This is a genomic window from Vibrio sp. A11 (genome assembly GCF_013048705.1).
In the GTDB taxonomy this organism is placed as follows: Bacteria; Pseudomonadota; Gammaproteobacteria; order Enterobacterales; family Vibrionaceae; genus Vibrio; species Vibrio metschnikovii.
Map to the genome: position 1 here is coordinate 71,546 of NZ_VHSI01000006.1, position 17,218 is coordinate 88,763.

Consider the following 17,218-nt stretch of genomic DNA (forward strand, 5'->3'; position numbering starts at 1 on the left):
CTATTCTCTAGGAGAACTAAAATTTAGGGATCAGGTTAGCTTTGGCAATATTACTTAGGGCGAAATATTCTTCTTGCCCATCAGCAATAACGGTGACCGTTTCGCCTTCAACCGCATGGATAATACCTTTCCATTTACGGCGATTAGCAACAGCCATTTTTAAGACAATGCTGACCTCGTGACCTATAAACTGCTCGTAATGTGCTGCTTTAAAGAGTGGTCTTTCCAAACCAGGCGAGGATACTTCTAAGTTGTAAGCGACCGTGATCGGGTCTTCAACGTCCAGTACCGCACTGACTTGGTGACTAACTTCAGCACAAGCATCAACGGTGATGCCATTTTCATGATCAATATAGATACGTAGTGTTGAATGTTCACCAGCACGCACAAATTCTAATCCAACTAATTCATAACCTGTTGCCGCTACTGGCGCTTCAAGCATTTCAGTAAGTTGTCTTTCTAAACCAGTCATTTAAACCACTCCAGAAACAAAAAAAGGGCATAGAGCCCAATTTAAATTCCAAGCAAGCACCTGAAATTTTCATGATGAAATTCAGATAACAAAAAACCCCGAAAGTCGGGGTTTTTTGTTGCTGGACCCTGATAAATTGAGAAATTATTCTCAACTGCAGTGAGGTTAACACTGCCAAACTTGCATCAATTTACCACTTAGGTAAATGGTTGCGGGGGCCGGATTTGAACCGACGACCTTCGGGTTATGAGCCCGACGAGCTACCAAGCTGCTCCACCCCGCGTCCGACTTGTAAGCAATTATACGCGCTACAAGGTGATTTACAAGTTTGTAAATAATGGTGCCGAGAGAGGGACTCGAACCCTCACACCATAGGCGCTAGCACCTCATGCTAGTGTGTCTACCAATTTCACCATCTCGGCATAACCTGACTTATCTTTTGATAAGTTTAGCGAGGAATCTCATCGCCTTTAGGGGCTGGAATATCACTCACTGAGTTATCAGCTTGCTCGACCACATGACCTTGTAACGGGTCAACCCATTGTGATTCGGTTTTGTGTGTAGACATATTACCTAACACCAAGCTAATAACAAAAAATGCGGTTGCAAAAACTGCAGTCATTCGGGTTAAAAAGTTACCTGAGCCACCAGCACCAAACACTGTGTTTGAAGCACCGGCACCGAATGAGGCTCCCATATCTGCGCCTTTACCTTGTTGAATCAACACTAGGCCGATAATACCAACCGCTGCCAACAGGTAAATCACAAGTAGAACTGTAAACATTGCTTCCACCTATGTTCCAAATTGTTGAGCCAGCGCCGTTCAATCATGCGACTTAAACAAGGCTAGCGACCTCCTCATCGAGGGCGGACGCAATACTAACGAATGCCCGTTTCGCTGACAAGAGGTATTTAGCAAAAAAGTCTTTTTTATCAATCAAACGGTCAAAAAAGGCTCAACAATCGGTATTGATAACGCTATTCTCTCTATTTATTAACATTGGTCGCCATTAAAAAATAGAGAAAAAGACGCTAAAAACTTAGCAATTGGCTTTGACCGCCGCCGCAATCTCTAACGCTGATGCTTGTACTAACTGGGCATCTTCGCCCTCTACCATCACTCGAATAAGTGGCTCGGTGCCCGACGCACGTAACAGTACCCGTCCTTTATCACCGAGCTGAGATTCAACCTGCTTTACCGCCGCCAATACCGCTGTCGATTCAAGAGGTTTGGTTTGCCCACTAAAGCGAACATTTTCTAACACTTGTGGATAGAGAGTCATACCTTGCGATAATTCATATAAAGACAAATTACTGTCAATAACCGAGGCTAATACTTGTAACGCGGCAACAATGGCATCTCCAGTCGTGACTTTGTCGAGTAAAATCACATGCCCTGAATTTTCAGCACCAATTTTCCACCCTTTTTCGAGCAGTTTTTCCATTACATAGCGATCACCGACCGCTGCGCGGACAAATGGAATACCTAGCTGCTTTAAGCCATTTTCCATGCCTAAATTCGTCATCAGGGTGCCAACCACCCCACCTTTCAGCTCACCTCGGCGCAGAGCATCACGAGCAATGATATAAGCTATCTGATCGCCATCGATTTTATGCCCCAAATGATCAACCATGATGATTCGATCACCATCACCATCAAAAGCCAGCCCTAAATCGGCTTGCTCAGCCACCACTTTCTGTTGCAAGGCACGAACATCGGTCGCACCCACCTGATCGTTGATGTTTAAACCATTCGGCTCAGTGCCGATGGAGACTACTTCTGCACCTAGCTCTTTAAAAACATTAGGGGCGATATGGTAGGTTGCCCCATGAGCGCAATCGACCACGATTTTTAAACCAGATAGACTAAGTGTGGAAGGAAAAGTACTTTTGCAAAATTCGATATAACGGCCAGCAGCATCGACCAAACGAGTCGCTTTACCCAACTCAGCCGATTCAACACATTCAATCGGTTTATCTAATTCAGCCTCGATAGCCAATTCCAGTTCATCGGGTAATTTAGTCCCAGCAGAAGAGAAGAATTTGATGCCATTGTCATAATAAGGGTTATGCGATGCAGAAATCACAATCCCCGCTTCGGCGCGAAAAGTTTGGGTAAGATAAGCAACGGCAGGCGTCGGCATTGGCCCAGTGAAAATCGCTTTTAACCCGGCAGCAGCTAGACCAGCTTCTAATGCAGACTCCAGCATATAACCTGAAATTCGCGTGTCTTTACCGATAATCACTTTTTTGGTGCCTTGCTGAGCCAACACGCGCCCCGCAGCCCAACCAAGTTTTAAAACAAAATCAGGCGTGATTGGATACTCACCAACTCGGCCTCGAATACCATCGGTGCCAAAATAACGTCTAGTGTTAGACATAATACTTCCTTAATGTTTATGACGCTGCATCATTTGTATGATCGTCAATGCTTCTACGGTTTGTTCAACATCATGTACGCGAAGAATCTGCGCACCTTTTAAAGCCGCTAATGTTGCGCTCGTCACGCTCGCCACCATGCATTGTGCCGGCTTTTTACCTAATGGTTTAAACAACATTGATTTACGAGACATTCCAGCCAGTAAAGGCAAACCAAAATGGTGAAATACCTCTAAGTTCGCTAACAGATGATAATTGTGTTCCAGTGATTTACCAAAACCAAATCCAGGATCCAGAATAATATTCTGGCGTAGGATCCCCGCTTTCTCACATGCGGCAATACGCTCGACTAAAAATTCATCCACCTCTTTTAAAATATCATCATATTCAGGAGCGATTTGCATCGTTCTTGGCTGGCCTTTCATATGCATAATACACACTGGCACTTGGGCATCGGCGGCGGCTTGCAAAGCCCCCGGCTCTTGTAACGCTCGTACATCATTAATTAAATCAGCGCCCGCTTGTACCGCCTGACGCATAACTTCCGCTTTACTGGTATCAATCGATATCCAAATTTCAGGATAATGATCGCGGATAGCCTGAATAACCGGGATCACTCGTCCAAGCTCTTCGGCGAGCGATACCTCTGGCGCCCCCGGACGTGTCGATTCACCACCGATATCAATAATGCTGACTCCGGCATCAATCATCTGTTTGGCTCGTAAAAGTGCACGCTGTACAGTGGTGTATTGACCACCGTCAGAAAAAGAGTCTGGGGTCGTATTCAGTATTCCCATCACTTGAGGCTGGTCAAGCTGAAGCTGTTTGGTTGTGGTTTGAATTTTCATAAGCCTCTGAATATAGAATGGATTAACAAAGAATACGTTACCCCTATCACTCACTAAGCTCAAGAGTTATAGCAAATCGATAAATAACTTATTCACCGAAATGGCAATCCAAAACGTGTTCACCAGTAAGTAAAAAACCCCGAACAAGTCGGGGTTTGATTATCAGATAAAACGTTAATCTTTATCTTTGTGTTCTGAAGCTGGTGGAGTTTCCACATCAGATTCTGCAGAAGCGGTAGACTCTGGCTCAACATTATCTTGAGTGGCTCTAGCGGCCTGATCGGCCCAACCAGCAGGTTCACGAATCTCCGATTTACGAGCCATCAAATCATCAATCTGTCCTGCATCGATGGTTTCATATTTCATCAGTGCATCTTTCATCGCGTGCATGATATCCATGTTTTTCTCAAGGATCTCACGGGCACGATCATAGTTACGGTCAATGATCTTACGAACTTCATCATCAATCAGCTTGGCAGTATCTTCAGAAACATGCTTAGTTTGTGTCACACTACGACCTAAGAATACTTCACCTTCATCTTCTGCATAGAGAAGAGGACCGAGTTTCTCTGAAAAACCCCATTGAGTGACCATCTTGCGAGCAATCGCTGTGGCTCGCTCAATGTCATTCGAAGCTCCAGTAGAAACGTTATCAGCACCATAAATCAGCTCTTCAGCAAGACGGCCGCCATAAAGACTGGATATCATCGATTCTAGATGTTGCTTAGACATGCTGACACGATCTTGTTCTGGTAAGTACATAGTCACACCCAACGCTCTTCCGCGAGGGATAATAGAAACTTTGTACACCGGATCATGTTCAGGGACTAAACGCCCAACAATCGCGTGGCCAGCCTCGTGATAAGCCGTTGATGCTTTCGTCTCTTCAGACATCACCATTGAGCGGCGCTCTGCACCCATCATGATTTTGTCTTTAGCCAGTTCAAACTCAACCATAGACACATTGCGTTTATTACCACGAGCCGCAAATAGTGCCGCTTCATTGACGAGGTTGGCTAAATCTGCCCCCGAGAAGCCCGGTGTACCACGAGCAATCAACGACGGTTGCACATCATTCGCTAATGGGACTTTACGCATGTGAACTTTTAAGATTTGCTCACGACCACGAACATCAGGTAAACCAACGACAACTTGGCGGTCGAAACGGCCTGGACGTAATAATGCAGGGTCCAATACATCAGGACGGTTAGTCGCGGCAATAACGATAACGCCTTCGTTACCTTCAAAACCGTCCATCTCAACCAACATTTGGTTTAAGGTTTGTTCACGTTCATCGTGACCACCGCCGACACCAGCACCACGCTGACGACCGACCGCATCAATTTCATCGATAAAAATGATACAAGGCGAGGCTTTTTTGGCTTGCTCAAACATGTCGCGCACGCGCGACGCACCAACACCGACAAACATTTCAACGAAGTCAGAACCAGAGATAGTGAAAAAAGGCACCTTGGCTTCACCAGCAATTGCTTTAGCCAGCAAGGTTTTACCCGTACCAGGGGGACCAACCATCAACACACCCGTTGGGATTTTACCACCCAACTTCTGGAATCGACTAGGATCGCGCAGATAATCAACCAATTCTTTGACGTCTTCTTTCGCTTCATCACAGCCAGCAACGTCAGTAAAATTCGTTTTAATCTGCTCTTCACTCATCATCCGAGCTTTACTTTTGCCGAAGGACATGGCGCCTTTGCCACCGCCGCCCTGCATTTGACGCATAAAGAAAATCCACACCCCAATCAGCAATATCATTGGGAACCAAGAGATAAAGATGGTTCCAAGCAGACTTTGTTCTTCTGGTGGTGTTCCTTGTACTCTTACGTTTTGATTAATCAGATCATCAAGCAGCTTTTGATCATATACCGGCATGTAAGTAACAAATCGACTGTTACTACCACGGCGAGTAAAGGTAATTTCGCTGTTCTTGAATTGAGCTTCCTGAATTTGGCCTTGACCAACTTCTTGTACGAATGTGGTGTAGTCCACTGTTCTTCCGCTGCTGTCACCAGGGCCAAAGCTCTGGAAAACCGACATCAGCACAACGGCGATAACCAGCCATAGTATTAGATTTTTTGCCATGTCACTCAAGGTGCAAGCCTCGCGATAACTAGTTGTAATTAAAGGTAGGGTACTACAGTTTGTAGGCTGTAGCTATAGTGTTAACTCTCACCGATAAAGGCAAATAGTTAACCTTTGTAACCAGTGGCAACAACATAAACCTCTCGAGAGCGTGCTCTTGAAGAATCTGGTTTACGAATTTTGACCGCCTTGAACATACTACGTACCTCTTGGACATAATGATCAAAACCTTCGCCCTGGAACACTTTGACCACAAAACTACCATTAGGGATAAGAACTTGTCGACACATATCTAATGCTAATTCGACCAGATACATCGCTCTTGGTTGATCCACTGAATTATTTCCGGCCATATTAGGGGCCATATCAGACATCACCACATCAACCATATCTGGTTGAATACGTTCGATTAATGCAGCCAGAACGCTCTCTTCTCGGAAGTCACCTTGTAAAAAAGAGACACCGGCAATCGAATCCATCGGCAAAATGTCACAAGCAATGACCTGTCCTGTATCGCCAACAATACTAGCCGCATATTGTGACCAGCCACCGGGCGCAGCCCCTAAATCAACGACAGTCATACCAGTACGCAGTAACTTATCCTTACTTTGGATCTCTTTTAGCTTAAAAATCGCACGTGAACGATAACCTTTCTTTTTTGCTTCATGAACATAGATGTCATCAAAATGCTCTTTCAACCAACGAGAAGAACTCGCGGAATGTTTCTGTTTACTCATTCGATACCTAACTAAGGTGCTTCTATTCGAGAAAGTCTTGTAGAAAATATAGTCTTCCTGAGTAGATGGCGCTAAAATGGTGGTTTTCAACCCTAATATTAATAAATTTGGTCGCGTAATGAATCTAAGCAACAAACAAAAGCAGCACCTGAAAGGATTGGCTCACCACTTAAACCCAGTAGTATTGATGGGTGCCAATGGCCTCACCGAAGCTGTTTTGGCAGAAATCGAAATTGCGCTTAACTATCATGAACTCATTAAAGTCAAGGTAGTATCAGAAGACCGTGAAACGAAACTATTGATTGTTGATGCGATCGTTCGTGAAACGGGTGCAGAAAAAGTCCAAGTCATTGGTAAAACCTTGGTCCTTTACCGCCCATCTGAGCAGCGTAAAATCGAATTACCCCGCAAATAAATTGCTCCGTTCGCTAAGTATGCGAGCCTCGCTACTTAAGCTTATAAAAAGGTCGCCTTGGGCGACCTTTTTATTGTTGTTTCTGTTAAACACTCGGTACACACTACGAAACACCTCTCGACGGTTAATCTCAATAGTGCCTCAGCTCGATTTACAGATAATCAACCTTGTCTATTTCAAAGACTTTATCACCGCCTGGGGTCGAGATGGTGACTTCATCACCTTCCATTTTACCAATTAACCCACGAGCAATCGGTGAACTGACTGAAATACGTCCTGCTTTGATTTCCGCTTCATCATCACCCACGATTTGATAACGCTTCTCTTCATCAGTATCGACATCAATCAAGCTCACTGTCGAACCAAAAATCACTTTTCCTGTGTTTTCTATCTTTGCGATATCAATCACTTGAGCTACCGATAATTTATATTCGATATCGCGAATCTGAGCTTCGCAGATCCCTTGCTCTTCTCGAGCGGCATGATATTCGGCATTCTCTTTTAAATCACCTAATTCACGAGCTTCAGCGATCGCTTGAGTGATTTTTGGACGCAGCTTAAGTAGTCGCTCAAGTTCATCACGCAGCAATTTTTCACCGCGTACGGTCATTGGAACTTTTTCCATATTATTACCTCTATGCCAAAATTATCTTTGGACAATACAAAACTACCCAACCCGATAAGGGGGTCAGGTAGTCATTTTTGAATGCATGATTCTCAGTGTAAACAAACATGGCGACGAAATCATCCAAATTCAATCATTGCGATCAGAAATTGAGATTGAGCACGATGAGGTAAATTTAATGTGATCCATCCCACACACTCACCTGTCGAAAAAACATTCAAAATGACTAAAAAAATCTAAATAACCCACTTAGAAACAACGGTCAGACCAGCGGACAGAAACCTAAAAAGCAAATTAAAATCAAAGGTTTGATATTTTTTACATCGCAATAAAACACTGTTCATAACTGAAATTTATATCATTTTACTAACGGATAATGGAACTTTGCAGTTACAAAGGTAGACACGAATAGGTCGAATGTTCCACCTGAGGGTCACTTCTTTAGAGGTTGCACGAGTGGGGACATTGGTTGTTCGTTGCACATATCAATGATTTGAACCATCGCTTTCAAACTTTGTTATGTCGCCGATAACAATTTATGGACAGTAAATTAGGACTTAATAAAATGAACAAAACTCTGATTGCTCTAGCAGTTTCAGCTGCTGCAATGACCGCTGGTGTTAATGCTGGTGAAATTTACAACCAAGATGGAACTTCGCTTGCGCTAGGTGGCCGCGCTGAAGCACGTCTATCTCTAAAAGATGGTAAAGCAGAAGATGCTTCACGTGTACGTATCAATGTATTAGGTAAAACTCAAATCAATGACAGCCTGTATGGCCTTGGCTTCTACGAAGGTGAATTCACTACAGCCGATAAAGGCGGAGATGTTGATAGTAACAGCAACAGCCTAACTAACCGTTACGCTTTTGCTGGTATCGGCGGTGATTTTGGTCTAGTGACTTACGGTAAAAATGACGGCGCACTAGGTGTGATCACTGACTTTACCGATATCATGGCTTACCATGGTAACAAAGCGGCTTATAAACTGACCGTTGCTGACCGTGCTGACAACATGCTGACTTACGCAGGTCAATTTGATGATCTTGCAGTAAAAGCGAGCTACCGTTTTGCTGACCGTGTAGAAGGGGTAAATTTTGGTGACAATAACCAAGATGGTTACTCACTCTCTGCAATTTATGCATTTGCTGACACTGGCTTTGCTGTTGGTGCTGGTTACGCCGATCAAGACAAAGCTGATCAGTGGATGCTAGCCGCCTCTTACGCGATCAACGATTTGTACTTTGCTGGTACTTATGTTGATGGCCAAGATAAGAGTGGTGCAGATAAAGAAGACTTTACTGGTTATGAGCTAGCCGCTAAATACACTATGCAACAAACTGTATTTACGACTTCTTACAACTACTTAAAATCTAAAGAAGCAGGCGTTAAAGAAGACTTAGCTGACAGCATTGCTATCGATGCAACTTACTTCTTCAAGCCTAACTTCCGTTCTTACATCTCATACAACTTTAACCTGCTAGATTCAGATAAAGTAGGTAAGATGAAAGCTGAAGATGAGCTAGCTCTCGGTCTACGTTACGACTTCTAAGTCGTCTTAATTACGCATCATCATGCTTAATTAACACTCCAAACGCCTGCGCACTAGCAGGCGTTTTATTCTCTGGTTATACTTGCCTTCCTGTTTGATTGATTGTCGATTGTTTATGCATTGTCTATGGCGCCGTCTTTCCTCTATTTTTATGTTGTCTTACCTGTTTATCGTGCTCCCCGTTTGGGCCGATTTTGAGCAAGCAAAAGCACAACTGCCAACGGGCACTCGCAGCGGTTTAGTCAGCCAACTACTCAATGAACAGCAAACCGTTAACCAATACACCGATGGGTATTTCCCGCCTGCCAGCACCTTAAAAATCATTACGGCCTTGGCGAGCCAACTCGAACTCGGTGAGCAATTTCGTTTTACCACCGAGTTACGTGCTGATAACAATCAGCTGGCCTTGATTTTTTCTGGCGACCCAACTTTGACTACCGCCAACTTACGTCAATTATTCAGTCAATATCGCTCTAAACACGGTCGCAAGATTAGCGGAGATATCTGGCTCGACATCAGTCAATTCAGTGGTTATCAACGAGCAGTAGGCTGGCCTTGGGATAGTCTTGGCGTGTGTTATAGCGCTCCGGTCAGCGCGGTTAATCTTGATGGCAACTGTATTCAAGCGTCGATTTATACCCAAGATAACGGTTCTACTCGAGTTTATGTTCCCCCTCATTACCCGGTTCATGTCAGTAGTGAGGCTAAAACGGTCTCTCAAGCTCTGCAGCAAAGCTTACATTGTGATTTAGAGTTAATCGCCACGCCTAACAATCACTATCAACTATCAGGCTGTTTAGCGGAACGTGAGCAACCACTACCGCTTCGCTTTGCCGTACAAAATCCTGAACTCTACGCTCAACGCGTCATTCATCAACTGCTACGACAACTTGGCATCCATTTAGAAGGCGATATAAAAATCGGTCAGCCTCCAGAAATACAGACTATGGCGAGTATTGCGATACATCGCTCGGCAGCACTGCCTGAACTGCTCAAAATCATGCTGCAAGACTCGGATAACTTGATTGCTGACTCTCTCACCAAAACCTTAGGCCAGCACTTTTTCTTGCAGCCCGGAAACTTTGCTAATGGCACTGAAGCCATGAAACAAATTATCTTTGCCAACACCGGAATTGACTTGCAAGATGCTCAGTTAGTCGATGGTTCTGGGTTATCACGTAATAATCGCTTACGCCTAGAGTCGATGCGTCAGATCCTTGCCTATTTGGCTGCTCACGATCAGCAATTATCGTTATTGAACTTGCTACCAACAGCCGGAGAGAGTGGAACTTTACTCTATCGTCGTAGTATGCGTCATAGTAGCGTACGAGGTCAGCTTATCGCCAAAAGTGGCTCGTTATACGGCACACATAACATGGCGGGTTTTGTTATCAATGAGCAAGGTAAACCACTAAGCCTATTTATTCAGTACGTGACGGATTATTTCCCATCCACTGCCAATGCTCACTTACCGATAGAACCACCCATTACCCAATTTGAGCTACGTTTCTATCAAGATGTGATTAACATGGCTCACGACCAATAAACAAAAAGCGCCTAACGGCGCTTTTTGTTTATTGGTTTTTATTTCTTGGGGATAAGCTTGTCACTTTACCACATCACGGTTTAACTACCCTCGGTAGAGCATTACAAATCATGACTCAATGGTTACTCGTGCGAACTTACGTTTACCAACTTGATAGACATAAGTTCCGACCGCTGGAATGCACTTCGCATCATCGAGCTTTTCACCGTCTTGCTTAGCCGCGCCTTGTTTCACCATACGCATCGCATCCGAAGTTGAGCCCACCAGCCCAGCCTCTTTGAGTAAGTTAGCAATCGCGATTCCTTGAGCAAAGGTAAACTCTGGCATTTCATCAGGTAGAGCACCTTTTTGAAAACGATTAATGAATTCTTGTTCTGCCGCATCAGCGTCCGCTTGTGAATGGAAACGAGCGATGATCTCTTTAGCCAGTAGAATTTTAACGTCTCTTGGGTTAGCACCGTTTGCCACATCGGCTTTAAATTGCTCGACTTCCGCTAAAGGACGGAAAGACAACAATTCATAATAACTCCACATCAAATCGTCAGAGATTGACATGATCTTACCAAACATTTCGCTTGGCGCTTCGCTTACCCCAATATAGTTGTGCGCGGACTTAGACATTTTCTTTTCGCCATCTAAGCCAACCAGTAGTGGCATCATCAATACTACTTGAGGCTTCTGACCATGTGATTTTTGCAGCTCTCGTCCCATCAGCAAATTAAACTTCTGATCCGTGCCCCCTAATTCAACATCGGTTTCCATCGCAACGGAATCATAACCTTGCAGTAAAGGGTACATAAACTCATGAATGGCAATCGGTTGACCGCCTGTGTAGCGCTTTTTAAAATCATCCCGTTCCAACATTCGCGCTACAGTTTGGTTAGCGGCAAGTCGGATCATCCCTTCAGCACCGAGCTCAGACAGCCATTCAGAGTTAAACTGAATTTTCGTTTTTGCCGGATCAAGGATCTTAAACACTTGCTGCTTATAAGTCTCCGCGTTACGTAGAACATCTTCGCGCGTCAACGGCGGACGAGTGGTATTTTTACCGGTTGGGTCACCGACCATTCCCGTAAAGTCACCAATCAAGAAAGTAACATCATGGCCTAAATCTTGGAAAGTGCGCAGCTTGTTTAAGATCACCGTATGACCTAAATGAATATCTGGTGCCGTTGGATCTGCCCCAAGCTTAATCCGCAAAGGACGACCTTCTTTCAGTTTTGCGATTAATTCCTCTTCTGGAATTAACTCTTCAACACCACGCTTAATCTCAGCTAACGCCGCTTCAATACTCGCCATTCTTGTTCACTCCCACAGATTTGGCAAAAATTTAATAGTTTGACATCTTACTTGAATAGCGATGCCTTTTGAAACCAGTTAGACTAACCAAATAACGATTTTATTCACGAATGATTGAACGAACACGAGTATGCTAGCGATTTTTGCTCGTCTTCCCTGGGTGCATCAGGCATGTATTGCCTTTTTTAGTGCGGTGATTGTTATCGCGTTATTTTTCCTCCCGGATCAGGAAGCATTAAGAAACCACCCAGAGCGACTCCAAATTGGTCGTCACTATCCTTTGACTATTGACCGGGAAGCATTAGCTCCAGGTAGTACGGTATTGCCTTCCGCTTTACTCCGCTGGGAAACGCATAAAGTGAATTCGGGAGAAAGTGCAGCACTTCTTTTTCAACGTCTTGGCCTCTCCGCTCGCTTATTGCATGAATTAACGTCCAGTGATCCACAAATCAACCAGCAATTGAGTCGTTTACGTCCCGGTGATGAGTTGCAATTTGGGTTTGATGACAATAACCAATTGATTCAACTTAAACGGCGTATTACGCCTTATGAAACTTTTGATATCACGCGCACCGATTCTGGTTTTTCTGCTCGGTTTGATAAGAAAGAGGTTTTTTATCAATACAATTACGCTCAAGCGGAAATCACCTCAAACTTTTGGAATGCGGCAAGAGGAGCGGGCTTAACAGCTAACCAAATTATGGAATTAGCGGGCATTTTTGGTTGGGATATCGATTTTGCGTTAGATATTCGCTCAGGAGATCATTTTCGCTTACTGTTTGAAGAGAAAATAGTCGAAGGTGAAGTCGTGGGGCGAGGGCGAATCATCGCCACTCAATTTACTAACCAAGGCACAACCTTTACGGCCATTTTGGATGATCATACTGGGCAGTATTACGATGAAACTGGCCGAGCAATGAAAAAAGCGTTTCTACGTGCACCGCTGGATTTTCGGCGCGTATCATCAAACTTCAACCCTCGCCGCCTTCATCCAGTTACAGGCCAACTAAGGGCACATCGAGGTACAGACTACGTTGCGCCTGTAGGCACCCCAATTTGGGCCGCTGGTGACGGCGTGGTTGAACGCTCTAGCTATAACCAATTTAATGGTCATTATGTCTTTATTCGCCACAGTAATACCTATTTAACCAAATACCTCCACCTAACTCGACGCACAGTGAAGACCGGAGAGCGGGTTCGGCAAGGTCAAGTGATTGGTACATTAGGTGGAACCGGACGAGTCACAGGCCCTCATTTACACTACGAATTTCTGGTTAATGGCGTTCATAAAGATCCACGCACCGTCGATCTTCCTCAATCAAAATCCTTGACCGGACAAGCAAAAGCAACATTTTTAGCTAATGCTAAAATTCGCCTTGATACCTTATCGCGTTATGGGCAATTACTCTACGCAACTCCTTAACCCTACAAAAAAGCCCTTATTGATATCATAAGGGCTTTTTAATCTGGATGGTTCTCTAACACAGATAGATTTTAAACGCTAAATGACGCCCCACAACCACAGGTCGTTGTCGCATTAGGGTTATTAATGAAAAAGCGCGAGCCGTCTAACCCATCGATATAATCCACCACACCGCCAATCAAATACTGTAAACTCATTGGGTCAACCACTAAAGTAACGCCACTATTTTCGATGGTGGTATCCCCCTCGTTAACACTTTCGTCAAACGTAAAACCATATTGAAAACCGCTACAGCCGCCACCAGTAATATAAACACGCAATTTCAACTGGGGATTTTCTTCTTCTTCAATTAATGTGCGTACTCGCGTTGCAGCGGCATCAGAAAAAGTTAAGGGTACATTGACTTCGCTCACGACGACCTCTCTCATTGGTGTCAATACTCATTACTTGTTGATGAGCATGTTTATTTTTTCTAATCTGATGATTATCTAATACCTGACTGTTTCGTTCAAGTATTAGCCGAACAATCTCACCACTCCAGTCATTCCTCTTCCACCAAATCGTAGGCATTCAGGGAAAAAACGATAAGCATCTATCGCCGTGCAAGAGTAATGATTTTTATCAGCAATGCCACCATTTTGCACTGAGTAGACCGATAAATGTTATAAATTGAGGGAAAAGATTTCGTCTCATCACTGAGCAGCGTACAATGCTCCACGCAATGAATCTTAGGGTAGATTAATCTTTCAACGTCAACGTTTATTCGATAGAGCGATCAAAAAACGAAGCGTTGCCGCTGGATGATAAGCCGTTTTATTCCCATGAATATAGCGAGATTGAGCGACACAAATACCGCCAACGCAGCCATAGTTTGCCGTGGGCAAAGTATAAACTGGCTGATATCGCGACGAGAGGATTACGCTTTATCATCGCTTTTAGGGTAAACATATCCTCAGCGACAAAGGTCTACATGCCCTAACCAATATTAAGAGGAATTCTCAATGACCAAATCAGAAGATCTGTATCAAAAGGCGCAAATCAAAATCCCAGGCGGCGTTAATTCTCCGGTGCGCGCTTTTAGCGGTGTAGGTGGCTCACCCATTTTTATCGACCGTGCTGATGGCGCACTGATTTTTGATGCCGATGGTAAAGCCTACATTGATTATGTTGGCTCATGGGGCCCAATGATCCTTGGTCATAATCATACCGTGATCCGCGATGCCGTGATCCATGCCGCTCAGCGAGGTCTCAGCTTTGGCGCGCCGACGGAAATGGAAATCACTATGGCAGAATTGGTCTCTGAACTGGTCCCTTCCATGGAACAGTTGCGCATGGTCAGTTCTGGCACAGAAGCAACCATGAGTGCCATTCGTTTAGCTCGCGGTTATACCGGACGGGATAAAATCCTAAAGTTCGAAGGCTGTTACCACGGCCATGCCGATAGCCTATTAGTCAAAGCCGGTTCAGGAGCCTTAACCCTCGGCCAACCGAGCTCACCAGGCGTTCCCGCTGATTTCGCTAAACACACACTCACTGCCCGCTTTAATGATTTACAATCCGTACGTGAGCTGTTCGCGGCGCATCCTGGTGAAATTGCCTGTATTATCGTTGAGCCAGTCGCGGGGAATATGAACTGCATTCCTCCAGTAGCTGGCTTCCATGAAGGTTTACGTGAAATCTGTGATCAAGAAGGCGCGTTATTGATTTTTGATGAAGTAATGACTGGCTTTCGCGTTGCCCTTGGAGGAGCACAAGCTCACTACAATATCCACCCCGACTTAACCACTTTAGGTAAAGTGATTGGCGGAGGAATGCCTGTGGGAGCTTTTGGTGGTCGTAAAGAAATCATGCAATACATTGCTCCAACAGGCCCCGTCTATCAAGCAGGTACGCTTTCAGGCAATCCGATTGCCATGGCAGCGGGTTACGCTTGTCTGTCGCTATTAAGACAAGAAGGTAATGAGAAAAATTTAGCCGCTAAAACCAAACAACTGGCCGATGGCTTTAAACAGCTCGCCGATAAGCACGCTATTCCATTGGTCGTTAATCAGGTCGGTGGCATGTTCGGCTTCTTCTTTACCGACCAACCCAGCGTAACCTGCTACGAAGAGGTAGCAAAATGCGATATTGAACGTTTCAAACGCTTCTTCCACTTAATGTTAGGATACGGTGTTTATCTTGCGCCATCAGCATTTGAAGCTTGCTTTACCTCTTTAGCCCACGGTAGCCGAGAAATAGAAGCTACTTTAGAAGCCGCTGACCGCAGCTTCGCTCAGTTAGCTCAAGAAGGGTAATTAACATATATCGGATTTAACTTATTGAACTGAGGGGTATTGATTTTTCGCCATGCCATTGATTGCGAATATTCAACACCCCTACTATGTAGGCAGAAAACCCACAACGTCTACTGCCATTAGTGCCAAAAAAACATCACTAATATGGCAAGTGAAGCAAGCAAAATCATCGTCCAAGGTATACGTTGAACCCATGAGGTTTTCGTCGCGCAGCAAGATTTCTTTTCACAACAACCCATTTTTATCTCTCCCATTGCCCAAATACGCAATCCAAGCCATTATAGACAGTGTCACAACGAAATCGAAACTCACTCTATGTCATTTATCTGTTTGTGACGATGGTGTTAGTAAATAGATAATGGTTCTAATGATTCTTTCCATCGCTCACTGATATCCGACATCCTGACATAGAAAATCAACCAGTAGAAAGGGGCCACTAGCGTGTCCGATAAAACTAGACTTACCGTCAACCATTGGGTCTTGATTGGCGCATTATGCATCGCCGTATTCAGCTGTTATCAACTGATTGAACCTTATAGTAATGCGATCATGATGGCATTTATTCTATCGCTATTGATTTTCCCGATTCATCAACGCTTAGAATATCGTCTAGCTCAGAAAAAAAATCTTACTGCCCTACTCTCGTGTATTATTTTGACGTTTATTATTGTGATACCGTCGATATTGGTTTTTTCAGCCATCGTCCAACAAGGTGCTCGCTTTGCACAAACGCTCTATCATTGGGGGAATGAAGGTGGCATTCAAACGGCGCTTAGTCACCCTTTGATCATTAAAACACTTACGTTTACCAACCAATATCTCCCCTTTCATGAAGTAACACCTCAGCAAATCGCCCAAAAAACCGCTCAATTCGCCACTTCTTTCGGCAGCAGTCTGGTGGCCATTAGCGCCAAAATCGTTGGTGATGTCACGCATTTAGTCATGAACTTTTTCTTAATGCTGTTTGTGCTGTTTTTCCTGCTCCGCGATCACGATAAGATCATTAATGTACTGCGACACATCTTGCCGTTATCCCGTAGCCAAGAAGACAAATTACTGCATGAAATCCAGCAGGTATCGAAATCCGCTATCATGGGGTCATTTCTTACTGCCATAGCCCAAGGCGTAGCGGGCGGATTTGCAATGTGGATCGTTGGCTTACCCGGACTGTTTTGGGGGACCATGATGGGCTTCGCCTCTTTTATTCCTTTAATTGGCACCGCCTTAATTTGGATCCCAGCTACTCTCTATTTGTTTATTATTGGTGATACCGCTTGGGCATTGTTCTTATTAATCTGGAGTATTGCCATTGTTGGTTCGATTGATAACTTATTGCGTCCCCTGCTGATGCAAGGCAGCGCAGGCATGAATACCTTAATGATCTTCTTCTCACTATTGGGAGGGATCCAGCTCTTTGGTTTGATAGGACTTATCTACGGACCACTGATTTTTGCGATTACTATTGTCCTGTTTAACCTCTATGAAGAAGAATTTGCGAGCTTTTTAAATCAAAAAGACCGCCGCTAAA

The 17,218-nt window shown here is 44.4% G+C and carries 15 protein-coding genes and 2 tRNA genes; 6 read left to right on the forward strand and 11 right to left on the reverse strand.

Annotation, left to right across the window (positions count from 1 at the left end; genetic code table 11):
• Positions 1–16 precede the first annotated feature (16 nt).
• From rimP to rlmE, 8 genes are all read right to left on the reverse strand, one after another.
• Positions 17–472, reverse strand: a complete 456-nt coding sequence (gene rimP / locus FKQ60_RS08095; protein WP_004394162.1) for a ribosome maturation factor RimP — start codon at positions 470–472, stop codon at positions 17–19.
• A gap of 206 nt (positions 473–678) precedes the next feature.
• Positions 679–755 (reverse strand) — tRNA-Met (locus tag FKQ60_RS08100).
• Between the two features lie 55 nt (positions 756–810).
• A tRNA-Leu gene (locus FKQ60_RS08105) sits at positions 811–894 on the reverse strand.
• A 26-nt stretch (positions 895–920) separates the two neighbouring features.
• On the reverse strand, positions 921–1,256 hold the full coding sequence (gene secG / locus FKQ60_RS08110; protein WP_040903793.1) for a preprotein translocase subunit SecG: 336 nt from the start codon (positions 1,254–1,256) through the stop codon (positions 921–923).
• A 256-nt stretch (positions 1,257–1,512) separates the two neighbouring features.
• A complete protein-coding gene (glmM, locus tag FKQ60_RS08115; RefSeq protein WP_154170238.1) occupies positions 1,513–2,853 on the reverse strand; it encodes a phosphoglucosamine mutase in 1,341 nt (446 codons plus the stop codon).
• A gap of 9 nt (positions 2,854–2,862) precedes the next feature.
• A complete protein-coding gene (gene folP, locus FKQ60_RS08120) occupies positions 2,863–3,699 on the reverse strand; it encodes a dihydropteroate synthase (protein WP_154170236.1) in 837 nt (278 codons plus the stop codon).
• Positions 3,700–3,873: 174 nt separating this feature from the next.
• The gene (gene ftsH / locus FKQ60_RS08125; protein ID WP_115152520.1) at positions 3,874–5,811 is read right to left on the reverse strand and encodes an ATP-dependent zinc metalloprotease FtsH; all 1,938 of its coding nucleotides are present in this window, start codon (positions 5,809–5,811) and stop codon (positions 3,874–3,876) included.
• Between the two features lie 98 nt (positions 5,812–5,909).
• Positions 5,910–6,539 (reverse strand): 23S rRNA (uridine(2552)-2'-O)-methyltransferase RlmE, encoded by a 630-nt coding sequence (gene rlmE, locus FKQ60_RS08130; RefSeq protein WP_004394171.1) that lies wholly within the window; start codon positions 6,537–6,539, stop codon positions 5,910–5,912.
• Between the two features lie 118 nt (positions 6,540–6,657).
• On the opposite strand from rlmE, the gene yhbY reads away from it, so the two are divergent.
• The gene (yhbY, locus tag FKQ60_RS08135) at positions 6,658–6,954 is read left to right on the forward strand and encodes a ribosome assembly RNA-binding protein YhbY (RefSeq protein ID WP_040903858.1); all 297 of its coding nucleotides are present in this window, start codon (positions 6,658–6,660) and stop codon (positions 6,952–6,954) included.
• A 151-nt stretch (positions 6,955–7,105) separates the two neighbouring features.
• Here the strand turns inward: yhbY and greA are convergent, their stop codons facing one another.
• Complete coding sequence (greA, locus tag FKQ60_RS08140) at positions 7,106–7,579, reverse strand: transcription elongation factor GreA (RefSeq protein ID WP_004394173.1); 474 nt, start codon at positions 7,577–7,579, stop codon at positions 7,106–7,108.
• 565 nt (positions 7,580–8,144) lie between these two features.
• On the opposite strand from greA, the gene FKQ60_RS08145 reads away from it, so the two are divergent.
• A complete protein-coding gene (locus FKQ60_RS08145; RefSeq protein WP_170906284.1) occupies positions 8,145–9,128 on the forward strand; it encodes a porin in 984 nt (327 codons plus the stop codon).
• A 115-nt stretch (positions 9,129–9,243) separates the two neighbouring features.
• Positions 9,244–10,674: a serine-type D-Ala-D-Ala carboxypeptidase gene (dacB, locus tag FKQ60_RS08150; RefSeq protein ID WP_170906285.1), complete on the forward strand. Its 1,431-nt coding sequence runs from the start codon at positions 9,244–9,246 to the stop codon at positions 10,672–10,674.
• A gap of 108 nt (positions 10,675–10,782) precedes the next feature.
• Here the strand turns inward: dacB and tyrS are convergent, their stop codons facing one another.
• Positions 10,783–11,973 carry a tyrosine--tRNA ligase gene (tyrS, locus tag FKQ60_RS08155; protein WP_004394176.1) on the reverse strand — a complete coding sequence of 397 codons (1,191 nt, stop codon included), beginning with the start codon at positions 11,971–11,973 and terminating at the stop codon, positions 10,783–10,785.
• A 130-nt stretch (positions 11,974–12,103) separates the two neighbouring features.
• Here tyrS and FKQ60_RS08160 point away from each other — a divergent pair, with 130 nt between their 5' ends.
• Positions 12,104–13,396, forward strand: a complete 1,293-nt coding sequence (locus FKQ60_RS08160; protein WP_158138855.1) for a peptidoglycan DD-metalloendopeptidase family protein — start codon at positions 12,104–12,106, stop codon at positions 13,394–13,396.
• Between the two features lie 71 nt (positions 13,397–13,467).
• On the opposite strand, the gene erpA is transcribed toward FKQ60_RS08160, so the two are convergent.
• Positions 13,468–13,809 (reverse strand): iron-sulfur cluster insertion protein ErpA, encoded by a 342-nt coding sequence (erpA, locus tag FKQ60_RS08165; protein WP_170906312.1) that lies wholly within the window; start codon positions 13,807–13,809, stop codon positions 13,468–13,470.
• A gap of 588 nt (positions 13,810–14,397) precedes the next feature.
• Here erpA and hemL point away from each other — a divergent pair.
• Together hemL and FKQ60_RS08175 are read left to right on the forward strand one after the other, a co-directional pair.
• The gene (gene hemL, locus FKQ60_RS08170) at positions 14,398–15,690 is read left to right on the forward strand and encodes a glutamate-1-semialdehyde 2,1-aminomutase (RefSeq protein WP_154170226.1); all 1,293 of its coding nucleotides are present in this window, start codon (positions 14,398–14,400) and stop codon (positions 15,688–15,690) included.
• Positions 15,691–16,131: 441 nt separating this feature from the next.
• Positions 16,132–17,217 (forward strand): AI-2E family transporter, encoded by a 1,086-nt coding sequence (locus FKQ60_RS08175; protein ID WP_170906286.1) that lies wholly within the window; start codon positions 16,132–16,134, stop codon positions 17,215–17,217.
• Position 17,218 lies beyond the last annotated feature (1 nt).